This window comes from Variovorax sp. P5_A3, assembly GCF_056400665.1.
The window spans coordinates 26,651-42,699 of record NZ_JBFUKW010000029.1; the positions used below are offsets into that span (position 1 = coordinate 26,651).

Genomic DNA, 16,049 nt, shown 5'->3' on the forward strand with positions numbered 1-16,049 from the left:
CGTTCAGGCCGCCGCAGAACCAAAGCGAAAGCTCGACACGGCAATGCCGCCCATGAAATCGTCCTCGTGGTAGATGCGCTCCCCGTCTTCGCCATCGGCGGCGCCGACCGCGACCATCAGCGGTATCAGGTGCTCTTCACGCGGATGCGCGATGCGGGCTGCAGGCGCGGTCGACCATTGCAGCAATCGGTCGACCCGCTGCGCCGGCGTGGCGCCGACCACCGCGTCGTCCAGCCAGTCGTCGAAGGCCTTCGACACATCGCGCGCCTGCGGGCCGAATGCCCGCAGGTTGTGATAGCTCAGGCCGCTGCCGACGATCAGCACGTTCTCGTCGCGCAATGGTGCGATGGCACGGCCCAGCGCGATGTGCTCGGCAGGATCGAGTCCGCGCCGCAGCGACAGTTGAACGACCGGCACGTCCGCCTTCGGATAGATGGCAACCATCGGCGAGAAGGTGCCGTGGTCGAAGCCGCGCTCGGCGTCGATCCGCGCAGGCAGGCCTGCCGCCTCGATCAATCCCTGCACGCGGCGAGCGAGTTCGGGCGAGCCGGGTGCGTCGTAGTGCACGCGGTAGGTGTGCTCGGGGAAGCCGCCGTAGTCGTAGATCATGGGCGGCTGCGGATTGCCCATCACCGTGAAGGCGGACTCCTCCCAGTGCGCGGAAATCATCAGGATCGCGGCCGGCTTGCGACCGATCTGGCGCGGCATGTCGGCCAGTGCGGCTTCCAGCTTGTCGTAGGTGGGGCCCATTTCCTTCTTCATCCATGGCCAGGGGCCGCCACCGTGGGAGATGAAGTAGGTTGGAAGGGTCGAGAGTTGCGTGCTCATGGAAATGCTCCTTGGGCCTCAGTCTAGCGATGCGGGCCGGCCCGGCCATAACCCCTTCCGCGCGGAACGGCCCGGCCGCCGGTACAGTGACGCCTCACTGGAGACAGCCTGCCTTGTTCCGTTTCTTCGAAAAACTTCTTCATCCCTACCCACCCGCCGAACCGGCCCTGCCGCCGCACGGGCTCGCTCCTTTCCTCTGGGCGTGCACCCAGGGCCTGCGAGGCAAGATCGCCGCGATGGCCCTGCTCACCGCAGCGATGTCGGCCTTCGAGGCGCTGCTGTTCGCCATGATGGGACGCATCGTCGACTGGCTCGGCGACCAGGTGCCGGCGCGCCTTTGGGAAGAGCGCGGCACCACGTTGATGTGGCTCGGCTTCGCCCTGCTCGCGAGCATCGCGGTGGTCGCGTTGCAGACCATCGTGAAGCACCAGACACTGGCGGTCAACCTGCCGATGCGGCTGCGCTGGAACTTCCATCGTCTCATGCTCGGCCAGAGCATGGCGTTCTACCAGGACGAGTTCGCCGGCCGCATCACGGCCAAGGTCATGCAGACCGCGCTGGCAGTGCGCGACACGATCTTCGTGCTGGCCGACGTGCTCGTCGCGATGGGCGTCTATGTCGCCACCATGATCGTGCTGGCCGGCGCCCTCGACCAGCGACTCATGCTGCCCTTCCTGATCTGGATGGCGCTCTACATCGGCTCGCTGGTGTTCTTCGTCCCGCGCCTCGGCGAGGTCGGCAAGGCGCAGGCCGATGCGCGCGCGCTGATGACGGGCCGCGTGACCGACGCCTATACCAACATCGCCACGGTCAAGCTCTTCTCGCACACGCAGCGCGAGGCTGGCTTCGCGCGCGCGGCGATGAAGGAGTTCATGCTGACCGGCTACGGCCAGATGCGCCTCGTGAGCGCCTTCGAGGTCGTGAACCACACGCTGAGCATGGGCCTGACCGCCGGCATGGCGGGCACGGCGCTCTGGCTCTGGTCGCAGGGCGCGGTCGGCGTCGGCGCGGTGGCCGCCGCGACCGCGATGGCGCTGCGCCTGCAAGGCATGTCGCACTGGATCATGTGGGAGATGACCAGCCTGTTCGAGAACATCGGTACCGTGCAGGATGGGATGAAGACGCTGTCGCGCCCGCGCACCGTCCTCGATGCGCCGGATGCGCGCACGCTGGAGGTGCCGCGCGGCGAGGTGCGCTTCGAGCACGCGAGCTTCCGCTATGGCGACGGGTCGCGACGCGTGATCGACGACCTGACGCTCACCGTCGCACCGGGCGAGAAGATCGGCCTGGTGGGCCGCTCCGGCGCGGGCAAGTCGACGCTGGTGAACCTGCTGCTGCGCTTCCACGACCTGGAGGGCGGCCGCATCCTCATCGACGGCCAGGACATCGCCCATGTCACGCAGGACAGCCTGCGCGCGCACATCGGCATGGTCACGCAGGACACTTCGCTCATGCATCGTTCGGTGGCCGACAACATCGCCTACGGCCGGCCGGACGCGAGCGAGGTCGCGATCCGTGCCGCGGCGGCTCGCGCGGAGGCGCACGCCTTCATCGAGACCCTCGGCGACCCGAACGGGCGCCGTGGCTACGAGGCGCATGTCGGCGAGCGCGGCGTCAAGCTCTCCGGCGGACAACGCCAGCGCGTCGCCATCGCACGCGTGATGCTCAAGGACGCGCCGATCCTGCTGCTCGACGAGGCCACCAGCGCGCTCGACTCCGAGGTCGAGGCGGCCATCCAGGCCAGCCTCTATCGCCTGATGGAAGGCAAGACGGTGATCGCGATCGCGCACCGGCTGTCGACGATCGCGGCCATGGACCGGCTGATCGTGCTCGACGAGGGGCGCGTGGTCGAGGAAGGCGATCACAAGTCGCTGCTGGCGAAAGGCGGGCTCTACGCGCGCCTGTGGGCCCACCAGAGCGGCGGCTTCCTGGGAGACGGCAGCGACGAGGAAGATTACATGGCGGAGGAGCCGTCAACGGTCTGACTTGCGAGTCCTACAGTGCACGGTGACGCCCGCCGACATCGAAATCCCGGCGCGATGGCAAGCTGGAATCGTCTTCAACAAAGAGGGGTTTCCACCGTGAATTCCATCATCTACATCGTCGGTCTGGTCGTGGTCGTTGTCGCCGTCCTCTCTTTTTTCGGGCTTCGCTGAGAACACCATTTCCTCTTGCACAGCTTCCCCCGGGCACGGGGTTGTCGGGGTCGCCGGGCGGCCCCTTTTTTCATGGGCGATCGGCCGATCTGGCACGGGCATAATTTCGCGCTCCCCTCCGGTGCGCCGGCATTGCTCAGTGTTGTAAAGGAAGCCGTTGAACCCCGTGGTGCCCCCCTCTTCGTTCCAGGATGCGACGATCACCGAGGCGGTGCAACTGGTCGAGGAAGCGGGGCCGCTCGACGATGCGCAGGCCATGCGGGAGGCGATGCGGCTTCGGCAAGACCCCGTCGCCCGCATCGTTGAACGTGCGCATGTGCTCGGCCAACGCATCGGGCTTCAGGAGGCGTTGACTCACGCACGGGCCTGGTCGCCTTGGGTGCTGCTGGGACTGGTGGCGATCATCGTCATCGCAGGGCTTACGCTGGCCGGCAACGTCCTCGGCGGCGGCGAGAGGCAGATCAACGTCGTCGTGGCGCTCACCGGCCTTCTTGGTTTTCATCTCATCACCTTGGTGCTCTGGCTCCTCGGCCTCATCGTTCCACTGGGCTCGATCAACGTGTCCTTTGGCGGGCTTTGGCTGGCGCTGACGGCACGTGTCGCGGGCGGCAAGCGCGGGCAAGCCCCGGTTCTGCTGCGCGCCGTGACGCGGCTGCTGAACCGAGCCCGGCTGCTGCCCTGGGCACTGGGCTTCGTGAGCCACGCGATCTGGACGCTTTCGTTCGCCGTGGTGCTTGCGGCCATGCTCTTTGCGCTCGCGTTTCGCAACTACACGCTGAGTTGGGAAACCACGATCCTCGAGCCCGATTTCTTCGTGCACAGCGTGCAGTTGCTCGGTCGCGCACCTGCATGGCTGGGGTTTCCGGTGCCCGACGCGCAGGCCATCCTGTCGCCGCTAGCGGCCGCCTCGGGCCAGCGTGCCTGGGCCTTGTGGCTCACGGGCTGCATCGTGGTCTACGGCCTGCTGCCGCGCGCGGCGTTCGCCCTGTTGAGCGCGGCCGTTTGGCAAGCGCGCAAGGCGGCGCTGCGGCCCGACGTGTCGCAGCCCTACTACCGCAAGCTGTTCGCGCGCTTCGATGCGCTCTCACCGCCCCGCATCGTCGATGCCGATCCCGGCTACCAGCGGCAGGAGGTCCCCCACAGCCTTGCCGTCGGTGAGACCACCGACACGTTGATGGCCATCGGCTTCGAGTTGCCCGATGAACTCCCCTGGCCACCGGCAGCGCTCGACATGCGCGGCGCACAGGCGATGCGCATCGACGGTAGCGCGGGCGCGATACGCGAAGCGCTCGACGCGCTGGCCCGGTTGCGCCCTCGGCGCGTGCTCGTCGGCTGCCATGCGGCGTCCAGCCCGGACCGCGGCACCGAGCGCTTCCTGCGCGAAGTCATGTCGGTGAGCGGACAGTGCCGCCTGTGGGTGTTCGGCGCCGCAACGGACGACGCCGCCCGCCAACGCTGGCAGGCCTGGCTGGCCGATGCCGGACTCGACGGCCTTCACTCCGGCGACGCACTCGAACCGCTGCTGCACGGATGGGCCTGAGCATGAACAGGTCCGACATGCCCATCCGCATCGCCGTCGTCGGGCATACCAACGCGGGCAAGACCTCGCTGCTGCGAACGCTCACGCGTCGCGTGAACTTCGGTGAGGTGTCGGAGCTGCCCGGCACCACGCGCCACGTCGAATCGATCGACCTCATGGTCGACGGCGCGCCCGCGGTGCGCTTCTTCGACACGCCGGGGCTGGAGGATGCCGTCGCACTGCGTGAGCATCTCGAAGCATTCGACAGGAGCCTGACGCCGCCCGATCGCATCCGCCAGTTCCTCCAGGGCCCCGAAGCCCACGGCGCATTCGAGCAGGAGGCCAAGGTGCTTCGTGCACTGCTCGACGTGGATGCGGCGTTCCTCGTCATCGATGCGCGCGAACCGGTGCTGCCCAAGTTCCGCGCGGAGATCGAGCTGCTGAATGCCTGCGCGCGGCCGGTGCTGCCAGTATTGAATTTCGTCGGCCGTCCCGCGAGTCGCGAGGCCGCATGGAAGGAGTTGCTCTCGGCGTACGGACTCCATGTCGTGGTTCGCTTCGACGCGGCAGCGCCCTTCGTCGGCGCAGAGCGCGATCTCTATCGCGATCTTTCAACCCTGTTGCGCGACAGACGTGCGGTGCTGGACAGCGTCGCCGCTTTTCTAGAGGCCGAGTTCACGCAACGTCGGCAATCGGCGAGCACCCGCATCGCTGAACTGCTGGTCGATGCGACGTCGATGCGTCGCACGGCCTCCGCCACCGAATTCGCGCAGGCCGAAGGTCGCCGGCGGCTGGTGTCCGAACTGCAGAAGTCCCTGTTCGACAAGGCACAGCGCTGCGCCGACGACCTGCTCGCGCTCTACGGCTTTCGTGAAGGCGATGCGGACGAAGCACCGCTGCCGCTGGTGGAAGGTCGATGGACCATGGACTTCTTCCATCCCGAGGCACTCAAGGACGCCGGCATCCTGCTCGGCAAGGGCGTGGCCGTCGGCGCGGCGGTGGGGGTGGTTGCGGATCTCGCGCTGGCCGGTCTGTCGCTCGGCGCGGGCGCGGCGCTGGGCGGTGCGATCGGCGGTGCGGTATCTCAAGGGTTCGGGCCGTTGGGCCGCAAGCTCGCCAACAGGTTGCGCGACGTGCATGAACTCACGGTGGAAGACCGCGTGCTGTTCGTTCTCCTGAGCTGGCAGCTCCGGCTGTTGCGGGCGCTGGAACAGCGCGGCCACGCGGCGGTCGAACGGATCGATACCGGCGCCGGTGCGACGAACGCGACGGATGCCGCCCACCAAACGATCGCGGACGTGGTCCGGGCCGCGCAACCGGCGCGCAGTCACGCGGACTGGGAAGCCGGTGCTCGTCTGCGCTGGCGCGAGGCGCCGCAACGGCAGGACCTCGTGGCACAGGTGGCGCAGCATGTTGCCGGCGCCATCGAGGTCGTTGGACGGAATTGAGCTGCGTGCGTTCGGGACTGCGGCATGATCGCGGGCATGGAAGATCTCTCCCCTCGTCCATTGGCGATCATCAAGCTTGGCGAAACCTTCGATGCGCTGCGCGAAAGGCGTGGCGATTTCGAGCACTGGATGGCAGCCGGTCTCGGCGATACGCGCTTGCCGGTCGTGGTGCTCGATCCGCGGCGCGGCGACACGCTGCCGCGGCCCGCCGAAATCTCGGGCGCCATCGTCAGCGGCTCGCACGCGATGGTGTCGCACCGCGATCCATGGAGCGAAAGCACGGGGGCGTGGCTCGCGCAACTCGTCGCCAGCGGTACACCGGTGCTGGGCATCTGTTTCGGTCATCAACTGCTGGCGGATGCGCTGGGCGGCGAGGCCGGGGACCATCCGGGAGGCATCGAGATCGGAACGGTCCAGGTCGAACTCACGCCGGAAGCGGCCGACGATCCGTTGATGCACGATTTGCCGCCTCGCTTCGATGCGCACGTGGTGCACCGCCAGAGCGCGCTACGGCTTCCCGAGGGCGCCGTACGACTGGCGGGCAACGACTTCGAGCGCACGCAGGCGTTTCGCATCGGCGAGAACGCATGGGGCGTTCAGTTCCATCCGGAGTTCGATGCGGACATCATGCGTGGCTATGTGGATCACCTTGCCGGGCCGCTGCGTGCAGAAGGGGTTGATCCTGATGCGTTGCGTGGACGGGTGACGGGTACTGTGAATGCTGCTCGCCTGCTTGGGCGCTTTGCTCAAATCGCCGAAGAGCACGATGCTGCGGCCTGATTTGGGATCTGTTTGCGTTGGGGAGAGCGCCCGGTAGGCGGTGCGGGCCGGTCGACCCCGCTACGCCGGCCCTTCGGGCTCCCTTCCGGTGCTCGCTTCAGGCGGGGTCCGCGCAAACTCGCTGCGCTCAAACACGCGCGGCCCTTATCCGCCTGAAGCTGCGCTCCTCAGCGGCGCAGAGGGGTCGCCCAGCCCGCACCGCCTACCGGGCTCCGTGAGTGATCAGCGGTTGTGGCCCGACGACGCCACCCCAACCCCTACCGGAATTCAGGCAACAGCCACCCCAGAAGCCGCAGCCCCGGCGATCTGCCGCAACGCCCGCTCGAAGATCTCCACCGGTTGACCGCCAGAAATCAGGTGCTGATTGTTGATGATGATGGCCGGCACCGAATGAATCCCGGCATCCGTGTAGAGCCGCTCTCGTTGACGCGTCTCGGTAGCGAACTCGTCGCTGTCGAGAATCGCCCGCGCCCTCTTCGGATCAAGGCCGGACTCGCTCGCAAGGCGCACGAGCACTTCCGGGTCGGAGGGGTTCTCACCATCGGTGTGGCAAGCCTTGAGCAATGCCTTCTTCAAGGCGACCTGCTTCGCCACGTCTTCAAGTTCCGCCCAGTGAAGCAGACGGTGCGCGTCGAAGGTGTTGTAGACGCGGGAGCGCCCTTCACTTCTGAACTCGAACCCGACCGCCGCACCTCGCGCCCGGATCCCTTCGCGGGCCTGCGCCTGTTGCTCGCGCGTGGAACCGTATTTCTGATTCAGATGCTCGTACGCGTCCTGGCCCTCGGGCGGCATCTGCGGATTCAACTCGAAAGGCTGAAAGCGCAGTTCGGCGGTCACGTCCGGCGCGACGTTCTTGAGGGCGGCTTCGAGCGAGCCCAGGCCGACGGCACACCAGGGGCAGGACACGTCGGATACGAAATCGATATGGAGTTGGGTAGGCATGGCACGGATGATGAGGCCGGTCGCGCATCTTTCAACCACCCCGGCGTCGATCACCCCACCGTCTTTGCGCCATCTTGGGTGACCAGTTCGCGTCCGAACTGCGCCACCAGGCTGCGCAGCCAGCGATGGGCGGGCGAGTGATGCACCCGGTCGTGCCAGAGCTGATAGAAGCGCATACGAGGAAAGCCTTCCGGCGCCTTCAGCAGCGCCAACGGCAACAGTTGCGCGTGGTATTCGGCGAAGTGCCGCGCGGTCGTGAAGATCAGTTGCGTGCTGGCCGCGATCGACGGCGCGAGCCCGAAGTACGGCACCTGCACGCGCGCATCGCGACCCAGTCGGCGCTCGCCCAGATAGGTCTCGACCACGCCGCGCTGCGCCATCGCGTAAGGGACCGGCACCACATGACCGGCTGCAAGATAGTCCTCCTCGCGGAGCTGCGTGGCGCCCTGCGCCAGCGGATGGTCGCGCGCCATCAGGCAGACCAGTTCGTCTTCCAGCAATAGCGAGATATGCAGATGCTCGGGCGGCGAAGGCCAGTTGCCGATCACGAGATCGAGTTCGTCGTCACCGAGCGCGCGTTCGAAATCGAAAGTCGGGCCTAGGGCGCGAAGCTCGATGCGGCAGTGCGGCGCCTCGACACCGACGTGCTGCGCCAGCCGCGCGATCCATGACGGGGCGATGTAGTCGGGCGACGCGATCCTGAACCGCTGCTCGGCATGGGCCGGGACGAACTCATCGGGTTCGACCAGCAGCGCCTCCAGTTCGCCCAGCGCCCGTCGCGCCTGGGTCGCAAGGCCCGCTGCCCGCGCGGTCGGCACCATCGTCGTGCCGTCGCGCACCAACAGGGCGTCCCCGAATATCTCGCGCAGCCGCTTGAGCGAACCGCTCACTGCCGGCTGCGTCTGTCGCAAACGGGCCGCGGCGCGCGACACGCTGCGCTCTTCCACCACTGTGGCGAGCACGCGCAGCAAGTGACCGTCGAGCAGATCAACGCCGCGTTGCATGGTGTTTTCCCGTAGTCGCTGTCTATCGATATGTCCGATGCAGTCTATAGCGAATCACATGCCGCGGCGGTATCGACAGGTCGGGGGTCGGCTGGCCCAATCCCCAGACCCCTTCGATGACCCCCAATGACCCGCCAAGGAGATTGTTCATGGCCACCCTGGAAGTCCCGCAACACGCAGCGCCCGTCGCGCCGCCCAGCGCGCTCGACGCGGCGTACAGCCGCATCACCTGGCGCATCATTCCATTCATCTTCGCGCTCTGGGTCCTGGCCTGGGTCGATCGCGTCAACGTCGGCTTCGTCAAGCTCACCATGCTCGACGAACTGGGCTGGAGCGAGGCGGTGTACGGACTGGGCGCCGGCATCTTCTTCCTGGGCTACTTCTTCTTCGAAGTGCCGTCGAACCTGCTGCTGCAGAAGATCGGTGCGCGCAAGACGATCATGCGCATCACCATCGGCTGGGGCATCGTCTGCGTCGCGACCATGTTCGTGAAGACGCCGGCGATGTTCTATTTCCTGCGCTTCCTCATGGGCGTGTTCGAGGCCGGCTTCTATCCCGGGATCATCCTGTACCTGACCTACTGGTACCCGAGCGAGCGGCGCGCCAAGGCCTTCGGCATCTTCATGTCGGCCTCAGCGATCGCAGGCGTCCTGGGCGGCCCACTGGCCGGCACCATCATGAACAACCTGCACGGCATGAACGGCTGGTCGGGCTGGCAGTGGGTGTTCCTGATCGAAGGCATCCCGTCCGTGCTCGCAGGCTTCGTGACCTGGTTCTACCTGACGGATCGCCCCGAGCAGGCCAAGTGGCTCACGGCCGAACTGCGCCGCCTGGTGCACGAGGACATGGCGCGCGACAGCAAGGCGCTCGGTCATCGCGAAGAGAGCCTGATCGCGTCGCTGAAGGACCGCCGCATGTGGCTGCTGATCCTGATCTTCTTCTGCATCATCGCGGCCAACTCGTCGCTGACCTTCTTCGGCCCGTCGGTGGTCAAGGAAGTGGGCTTTACCAATCCCGCGACCGTTGGCTGGATCATGGCCTTCTCGTACCTCTGCGGCGCCGTCGGCATGATCTGCAACGGGCTGCACTCCGACCGTCGTCAGGAGAGCCGGCTGCATTGTGCTTTCGCGGCGGCCCTCGGCGCGGTCGGACTCGCGCTCACTGCCCTCTTCATGAAGCAGAGCCCGATGCTCGCGCTGGCGGCTCAGACCCTCGCCATCGTCGGCACCATGAGCGCGATTCCAGTCTTCTGGCAGCTGCCGGGTCGCTTCCTCGCCGGAGCGGCTGCTGCGGGCGGCGTGGCGCTGATCAATTCCATCGCCAATCTCGCCGGCTTCGGCGCACCCTCGATGCTGGGCGCCATCAAGGCCTCGACCGGCCTGCTGTCCCCGGGCCTCTTCATCGTGGCTGCGGTCGAAGTCTGCGCGGCAATTCTCATCATCGCGTTCGTGCCGCGCTTCGCGAAGAAGGCGGTGACCCAATGAGTGCAGTACTTGCTGTCGAAACACCGGCGTTGACGCTGGCCGACATCAACCAGCTCGACCGCGTGCGCTTCGTCGCCGCGCTGGGCGGTGTGTTCGAGCACTCGCCATGGGTCGCGACCAATGCGTGGGCCGAACGGCCGTTCGCGAGCATCGACCAACTGCACCGCACGATGATGGACGTGGTCCGCGCAACGTCCCGCGAGGTGCGCATCGATTTCCTGCGCATGCATCCGGAGCTGGCAGGCAAGGAAGCCCAGGCGGGCACGATGACCGGCCATTCGACGACGGAGCAAGCCGGCCTCAATGCGCTCAGCCGCGAACAGTTGCAGACGCTGCGCGCGCTCAACACCGCGTACGCGGCGAAGCATGGCTTTCCCTTCGTGATCGCAGTGCTCGCCAACACCCGCGCTCAGATCTTTGAGGCCTTGCGCATGCGCACCGAACGGGACACCGACACCGAACTCGAAGCCGCGCTGGACCAGATCGCGATCATCACGCGGCTGCGGCTCGGGAGGCTGCTGGCCACGCCGGTCATGTGACCGAGCAGACGCTCCGGCGGCGGCTCAGAGGCTGCGCCAGAAATCGACGAGCAGTTGCGTGAACTCCACCGGCCGCTCGACCGCGCTCAAGTGCGCCGCTTCGATGGTGGCCAGGCGCGATCCCGGAATGGCCGCCACCATCGCCTCGGACATCGAGGGTGGCGTGGCCTCGTCAAGGGTACCGGCAATCACCAGCGTCGGCACCGCGATGCGACGGTTGCTGTCGCGGAAGTCGATGGCGGCGACCGCATCGCAACTGGCGATGTAGCCGGCCGCGTCGGTGCGCACCAGCGTGTCGTGCAGAACTCGCGCGGCGGCGGCGCCTTCCGGCGTGGAAACATAGGCCGGCGTGAGCCATCGCGCCACGGCGCCCGGCGCGATGGCCGCGACCCCTTGCGCCTGCACGGTCTCCACGCGCGCACGCCATGGCGCAGCGTCGGGATAGTGCGGCGACGAATTGGCAATGACCACGCTCTTGAGCAGCTTCGGATGCGCAGGCGCAAGCGCTTGCGCGGTCATGCCGCCCATCGAGAGACCCACGAAATGCACCGGCTCTCCCTCCGCCTCTCGCTCGATCACCTCGGCCGCATCGTCGGCCAGGGTCTGCAGCGTGAACGGGCCGGCGACAGTCTCGGATGCGCCGTGGTTGCGGTGGTCGTAGCGCACCACGGTATGGGCGCGTGCCAGCAGGGCGGCGACGCCGTCCCACATATGGAGGTCGCAACCCAGCGCGTGACTCAGCACGACGATCGGGCCATTGCCCTCGCGGACGACATTCAAACGGGTCATGGTGTTTCCTTTCGTGGATGAGTGATCGGCAGACGCGGCAGCCAGAAATAGGCGATCAGCACCAATGTGAGACCGGCCAGCGCCATCGGCACCACCATCGGCCAGGCGCCGTTGCTGAACTGGGGATTGACGAAACTCGCGGCGATCTGCCCGACGACGAACGCGACCGCCATCATCGCAAAGCCCGACCACGATACCGCGCGTCCGGCCAGGTGGGGCAGGTCGCCGACGGCACCCGCCTGGCCGCAAGGTTGATGAAGGCCATGGCCGATGCAGTAGATCGCATGGCCCAGCAGCAGCGGCCACACCGACATGAGCAGCAGCCAGCAGCCCAGCGCTTGCAGCGACGGCCCCGCAACGCTCAGCAGCGAGCCCATCTGCACCGTGCGCACCGCACCGTGGCGCGTGAGCAGGCGGCGGCACATCGTCGTGCTGAAGATGTAGACCAGCGACCCACCCGCAGGAATCCAGCCGTACCAGGCCGGCGAAAGCCCCAGGTAGCTGATGTAGACCATCGGCGACAGCAGCAGGAAGCAGAACAGGCCGCCGTAGGTTGCGGCAGCGAGAGAGGCCCATGCGCGAAAACTTTGGCTCGCGAAGACTTCGCGCACGCTGCCCTTCGCCGCGGAGGGATCGGCCGCCTTGACCCGGGTTTCGGTGAACCCGCGAAAGCAAAGCGCCCACAGCACCAGCGCATAGATCGCCATGCCGCCGAGGACCCAGCGCCAGCCCGTCGCCTGCACCAGGTAGGCGCCCAGCACCGGCGCGATGAGCGCGACCACGCCAAGACCGGTCAGGCCGCGCGCCATGACATGCGGCCCTTCGTGCGCCGGATAGAGATCACGAACCGCCGCGCGCGCGCAAACCAGGATGGCTGCCATCGAAAAACCTTGCAGCGCGCGGCAGCTCACCAGCATGGGGATGCCCGGCGCCACCGCGCAGCCCAGCGCGGCGATCGTGTAGCACGCCAGGCCGGTCAGGAGCACCGGACGACGGCCGAAGCGGTCGGACAGCGGCCCACACGGCAGTTGCCCGAACCCGAAAGCCAGGACGAAGACGGTGAGGCTCGCGCTGGCGGACCCGAGGTCCTGCGCAATGGCCGGCAGCGCCGGGAGATAGCTGTCGGTCGCCACCGGCTGGGCGGCGAGCAGCAGCGGCAACAGCAATGCGAAGGAGATGCCGCTGCGCGCGGCAGCCCCGGTCACTTGGGTGCGTCCGCGAGCAGGCCCTTTTCGCGCAGGATGCCGGTCGCGATGCCGAACGCATGGTTGGCAACCGGCACGCCGCAGTAGATCGCGGCCATCATGATCACTTCCTTGATGTCGTCCGGCGTGAGTCTCGATTCGGGCGGGCCGTCGAGCGCCGCGCGCACGTGCATCGCGAACTCCTCGTAGGCGTGGATGCCGAGCATCATCGACAGCACCATGTACCGGCGCGTCTTGTCGCCCAGTGCGGGACGTCCCCAGATGTCGTTCCAGGCGTGGCGGGTGATGAGTTCCTGGAACTCGCTGTTGAAGTCGTTGCGATTCGCCAGCGACCGGTCGACCCAGGCGTCGCCGAGGACTCGCCGGCGATTGACGAGGCCCGATTCGTAGTCGGGGGCCGGGGTTTCGGGAGAAGTCATCGTACGGTGTCCGGTGTGTTGAGTTGAGCCTGCAGTGCCAATGCCTGCGCCAATGCTGTCGCGCCGGCCGCTTCGGCCAATGCGGGATCGAACCATTCGTCCGCGGCATCGCGCGGCAATTCCGCGCGCAAGCGGTCGATATTGGAACGCATGCGCGTGACGTCCACCTGCAATCCGGGCAATGCACCCGCGAGCGCCCGCGCGCTGCCGTGCGCGGACATCAGCAGTTGCGGCCACTCGGCCAACTCGGCCTGCCACGCACCCAGCGCGCGCTCGTGCTCCTGCGGCATCGCGGCCAGCAGCGCCGCCACGCGCTGGGGCGCACGATGCGCCGCGGCGAGCGCGACCATCGATGCGACCGGATTGCGCTTGTGCGGCATCGCCGAAGAGCCGCCGCGCCCCGGCTCGCTGGGCTCGGCGAGTTCGCCGACCTCGTACTGGCCCATCAGCGAGATGTCCTTCGCGATCTTTCCGAGGCTGCCGACCATCAGGCCGAATTCGCAACCGAGCGCGATCCATTCGTCGCGTTGCGTGTGCCAGGTCGCGCCGGGATCGCCCAGGCCCAGTGCCTGGGCCATCTGACTGCGGACTTCGGGCCCCTGCCCTTTCATTTGCGCCAAGGTGCCGACGGCGCCTCCGAGTTGCACGTTCAGCGCGTGCCGGGCCGCTTCGCCGATGCGCGTCTTGCTGCGCACCAGCGGCGCCGCCCAGCCCACGCACTTGAGTCCGAAACTGGTGACCGAAGCAGGCTGCATCAGCGTGCGCGCCAGGATGGGCGTGGTGGCATGGCGCTGCGCATGCTGCAGCAATGCCTGCGCCGCCTTGGAAAGATCCGCTTCGATCAGCGCAACGGCCTCGCGCGTGACGAGGGCCATCGCCGTATCGATCACGTCCTGGCTGGTGCTGCCGAAATGCACGTAGCGCACGGCCTCGGCGTTGAAGAGGCCGACGGCCTCCTTCAGGCTCTTGATCAGCGGGATCGCGACGCTGCCGGCGCGGCCGCTGTCGCGCACGATCTTGGCGACGTCGAACAACTCGACCTTGCAGCTTCCCACGATGGAATGCGCGGCCGACTCGGGAATCAGCCCGACCTGCGCCTGCGCGCGCGCGAGCGCCGCTTCGAAGCGAAGCATGGCGTCGACGAAATTGCGGTCGCTGAATGCGCCCAGTGTTTCGGACGTGGAGAGAAAACCTTCGAAGATGCTCATGGGAGTGATCAGTAGGCGAGCGTGGCCACGGCCCGCAGCTCTTCCGGCGTGGCCGTGCCGTAGCCGAAGAATTCAAGATAGGCCGGGATCATCTCGAACAGCATGTCGGTGCCGACCTGCACCATGCAGCCCTTGTCGCGCACGGCGCGCAGGAGCGGCGTGTATTCGCTCTTCATCACGACTTCGCCGACGAAGGTGGTCGGGGCGATGCGGGCGACGTCGAAGGGAAGCGGGTCCGCCTCCTTCATGCCGAGCGGCGTGGCATTGACGATCACGTCGAAGCCCGCGGGATCGCTCGATCCGGTGGTGACCTTCAGCTTCGGATAGTGCGTGCGCAGCCGTCCCGCGAGTGCCTCGGACGATGCAGCGTGCGCATCGAAAAGCGCCATCTCGGCGACGCCGGCCGCAGCCAGCGAAGCCGCGATGGCCGAGCCCACGCCGCCGCTGCCCGACACCAGCACGCGTGCGCCTTCGAGCGGGCGCCCCTTGCGCAGGACGCCGCGCACGAAGCCCGCGCCGTCGAACTGGTCGCCCAGCAAGGTGCCGTCGGGGCGCTTCAGGATCGCGTTGCACGCGCCGGCGATCTTCGCGGTGGGCGTGACTTCGTCGACCAACGACATGGTCGTGATCTTGTGCGGCATGGTCACCAGGGCGCCCCGGATGTTGGTGAGGCGGAACACCGAGGCCAGCACCCCGGCGTAATCCTCGGCCTTGACGCCCATCGGCATGACGACCGCATCGATGCCCTGCTTGTCGAACCAGGGGTTGTAGATCATGGGAGCCTTGAAGCTCTCCGTCGGGTAGCCGAGGTGGGCGATGAGGGTGGTCTTTCCGGAAATCATGATGTTCCTTGGTAGGCATACGCCGGCACGCCGCCGGTCACATGCGATTCGCTGATCCAGCGCGCGCTCTTCATGGCGCGCCGGCCGATGACCATGGGATCGGAATTCACGTAGTCGTCGTTGAACACTTCGAAGGTGTAGTGCCCGCGATAGCCCTTGTCCTCCAGCAACTGCACCAGGTCGCGCACGTCGTGCAGGCCTTCGCCCGGAAACAGGCGCTGGTGGCGGGCAAGTTCGATCATGTCGGCCTGGCGATCGCTGTATTCGAAGAAGTAGTCGGCGAGTTGCACCAGGAAGATCTTCTCCACCGGCACCTCCGCCAGTTGCGCGAGCGTCTCCGGCGTGTCGTCACCGTGCACCGACATGTGGAAGAAGTCAAGATTCAGCCCGACGTTCTCGCGGTCGCAGCGGCGCACGATGTCCCACGCCTGGTGCCAGCGGTTCGTGTGGCGGCCCCAGGAGAGGGCCTCGTAGCAGATGCGGATGCCGAGCGGCGTGGCCAGGGTGGCGAGGGTTCGCAGGTCCTCGGCCGCGCGGTCGGGGTCGTCGATGGCGAGCGGGGACGTGGTCGAGCAGCACAGCAGCAGGTCGGTATTGACCAGCGACATCTGACGCAGTTGCTCGCGCGCCATTTCAAGCCGGTGCGGACGCATCGCGTCGGGCGCGCACTCGAAGTCGCGCAAGGGCTGGAAATCGGTGACCTTGAGCCCGCTGTCCTTCACCAGTTGCGCGGCCTTCTCGACGCCGGCCGGGTGGTTGATGAGGTCACGCGCCCACAGCTCGACACCCGCGAAGCCGGCCGCCTTCATGCATTCGAGCTTGTGGCCGAGCTCACCGCCCATGGTGACGGTGTTGAAGCCGAAGCGGTCGAGTGCAATGGCCATGG

The 16,049-nt window shown here is 67.0% G+C and carries 15 protein-coding genes; 6 read left to right on the forward strand and 9 right to left on the reverse strand.

Annotated elements, in window-relative coordinates; genetic code table 11:
• Positions 1-3 precede the first annotated feature (3 nt).
• On the reverse strand, positions 4-828 hold the full coding sequence (locus AC1D3B_RS30710) for a DODA-type extradiol aromatic ring-opening family dioxygenase (protein WP_478194458.1): 825 nt from the start codon (positions 826-828) through the stop codon (positions 4-6).
• Positions 829-941: 113 nt separating this feature from the next.
• On the opposite strand from AC1D3B_RS30710, the gene AC1D3B_RS30715 reads away from it, so the two are divergent.
• From AC1D3B_RS30715 to AC1D3B_RS30730, 4 genes are all read left to right on the forward strand, one after another.
• Positions 942-2,813 carry an ABC transporter ATP-binding protein gene (locus AC1D3B_RS30715; protein WP_478194459.1) on the forward strand — a complete coding sequence of 624 codons (1,872 nt, stop codon included), beginning with the start codon at positions 942-944 and terminating at the stop codon, positions 2,811-2,813.
• Positions 2,814-3,153: 340 nt separating this feature from the next.
• Positions 3,154-4,524, forward strand: coding sequence for a DUF2868 domain-containing protein (locus tag AC1D3B_RS30720; RefSeq protein WP_478194460.1), 1,371 nt, complete (start codon positions 3,154-3,156; stop codon positions 4,522-4,524).
• A 2-nt stretch (positions 4,525-4,526) separates the two neighbouring features.
• On the forward strand, positions 4,527-5,951 hold the full coding sequence (locus AC1D3B_RS30725) for a GTPase/DUF3482 domain-containing protein (RefSeq protein WP_478194461.1): 1,425 nt from the start codon (positions 4,527-4,529) through the stop codon (positions 5,949-5,951).
• A gap of 36 nt (positions 5,952-5,987) precedes the next feature.
• Positions 5,988-6,731 carry a glutamine amidotransferase gene (locus AC1D3B_RS30730; RefSeq protein ID WP_478194462.1) on the forward strand — a complete coding sequence of 248 codons (744 nt, stop codon included), beginning with the start codon at positions 5,988-5,990 and terminating at the stop codon, positions 6,729-6,731.
• Between the two features lie 267 nt (positions 6,732-6,998).
• Here the strand turns inward: AC1D3B_RS30730 and AC1D3B_RS30735 are convergent, their stop codons facing one another.
• Both AC1D3B_RS30735 and AC1D3B_RS30740 read right to left on the reverse strand, forming a co-directional pair.
• Positions 6,999-7,673, reverse strand: coding sequence for a DsbA family oxidoreductase (locus tag AC1D3B_RS30735; RefSeq protein ID WP_478194495.1), 675 nt, complete (start codon positions 7,671-7,673; stop codon positions 6,999-7,001).
• Between the two features lie 50 nt (positions 7,674-7,723).
• Positions 7,724-8,677 (reverse strand): LysR family transcriptional regulator, encoded by a 954-nt coding sequence (locus tag AC1D3B_RS30740; RefSeq protein ID WP_478194463.1) that lies wholly within the window; start codon positions 8,675-8,677, stop codon positions 7,724-7,726.
• Between the two features lie 149 nt (positions 8,678-8,826).
• On the opposite strand from AC1D3B_RS30740, the gene AC1D3B_RS30745 reads away from it, so the two are divergent.
• Both AC1D3B_RS30745 and uraD read left to right on the forward strand, forming a co-directional pair.
• Positions 8,827-10,161, forward strand: coding sequence for an MFS transporter (locus tag AC1D3B_RS30745; RefSeq protein ID WP_478194464.1), 1,335 nt, complete (start codon positions 8,827-8,829; stop codon positions 10,159-10,161).
• On the forward strand, positions 10,158-10,700 hold the full coding sequence (uraD, locus tag AC1D3B_RS30750) for a 2-oxo-4-hydroxy-4-carboxy-5-ureidoimidazoline decarboxylase (RefSeq protein ID WP_478194465.1): 543 nt from the start codon (positions 10,158-10,160) through the stop codon (positions 10,698-10,700). Before AC1D3B_RS30745 ends, uraD begins: the two co-directional genes overlap by 4 nt.
• Positions 10,701-10,724: 24 nt before the next feature.
• On the opposite strand, the gene AC1D3B_RS30755 is transcribed toward uraD, so the two are convergent.
• Genes AC1D3B_RS30755 through AC1D3B_RS30780 form a run of 6 tightly spaced genes read right to left on the reverse strand, consistent with a single transcriptional unit; the run spans position 10,725 to position 16,047 of the window.
• Complete coding sequence (locus AC1D3B_RS30755) at positions 10,725-11,489, reverse strand: alpha/beta fold hydrolase (protein ID WP_478194466.1); 765 nt, start codon at positions 11,487-11,489, stop codon at positions 10,725-10,727.
• Positions 11,486-12,694 carry a multidrug effflux MFS transporter gene (locus tag AC1D3B_RS30760; RefSeq protein WP_478194467.1) on the reverse strand — a complete coding sequence of 403 codons (1,209 nt, stop codon included), beginning with the start codon at positions 12,692-12,694 and terminating at the stop codon, positions 11,486-11,488. The genes AC1D3B_RS30755 and AC1D3B_RS30760 overlap by 4 nt, the downstream gene beginning before the upstream one ends.
• Entirely contained in the window at positions 12,691-13,113 is a 423-nt protein-coding gene (locus tag AC1D3B_RS30765; RefSeq protein ID WP_478194468.1) for a carboxymuconolactone decarboxylase family protein, read from the reverse strand. Before AC1D3B_RS30765 ends, AC1D3B_RS30760 begins: the two co-directional genes overlap by 4 nt.
• On the reverse strand, positions 13,110-14,321 hold the full coding sequence (gene pcaB, locus AC1D3B_RS30770) for a 3-carboxy-cis,cis-muconate cycloisomerase (protein WP_478194469.1): 1,212 nt from the start codon (positions 14,319-14,321) through the stop codon (positions 13,110-13,112). Before pcaB ends, AC1D3B_RS30765 begins: the two co-directional genes overlap by 4 nt.
• A gap of 8 nt (positions 14,322-14,329) precedes the next feature.
• Entirely contained in the window at positions 14,330-15,163 is an 834-nt protein-coding gene (locus AC1D3B_RS30775) for a shikimate dehydrogenase family protein (protein WP_478194470.1), read from the reverse strand.
• On the reverse strand, positions 15,160-16,047 hold the full coding sequence (locus tag AC1D3B_RS30780) for a sugar phosphate isomerase/epimerase family protein (RefSeq protein WP_478194471.1): 888 nt from the start codon (positions 16,045-16,047) through the stop codon (positions 15,160-15,162). Before AC1D3B_RS30780 ends, AC1D3B_RS30775 begins: the two co-directional genes overlap by 4 nt.
• Positions 16,048-16,049 lie beyond the last annotated feature (2 nt).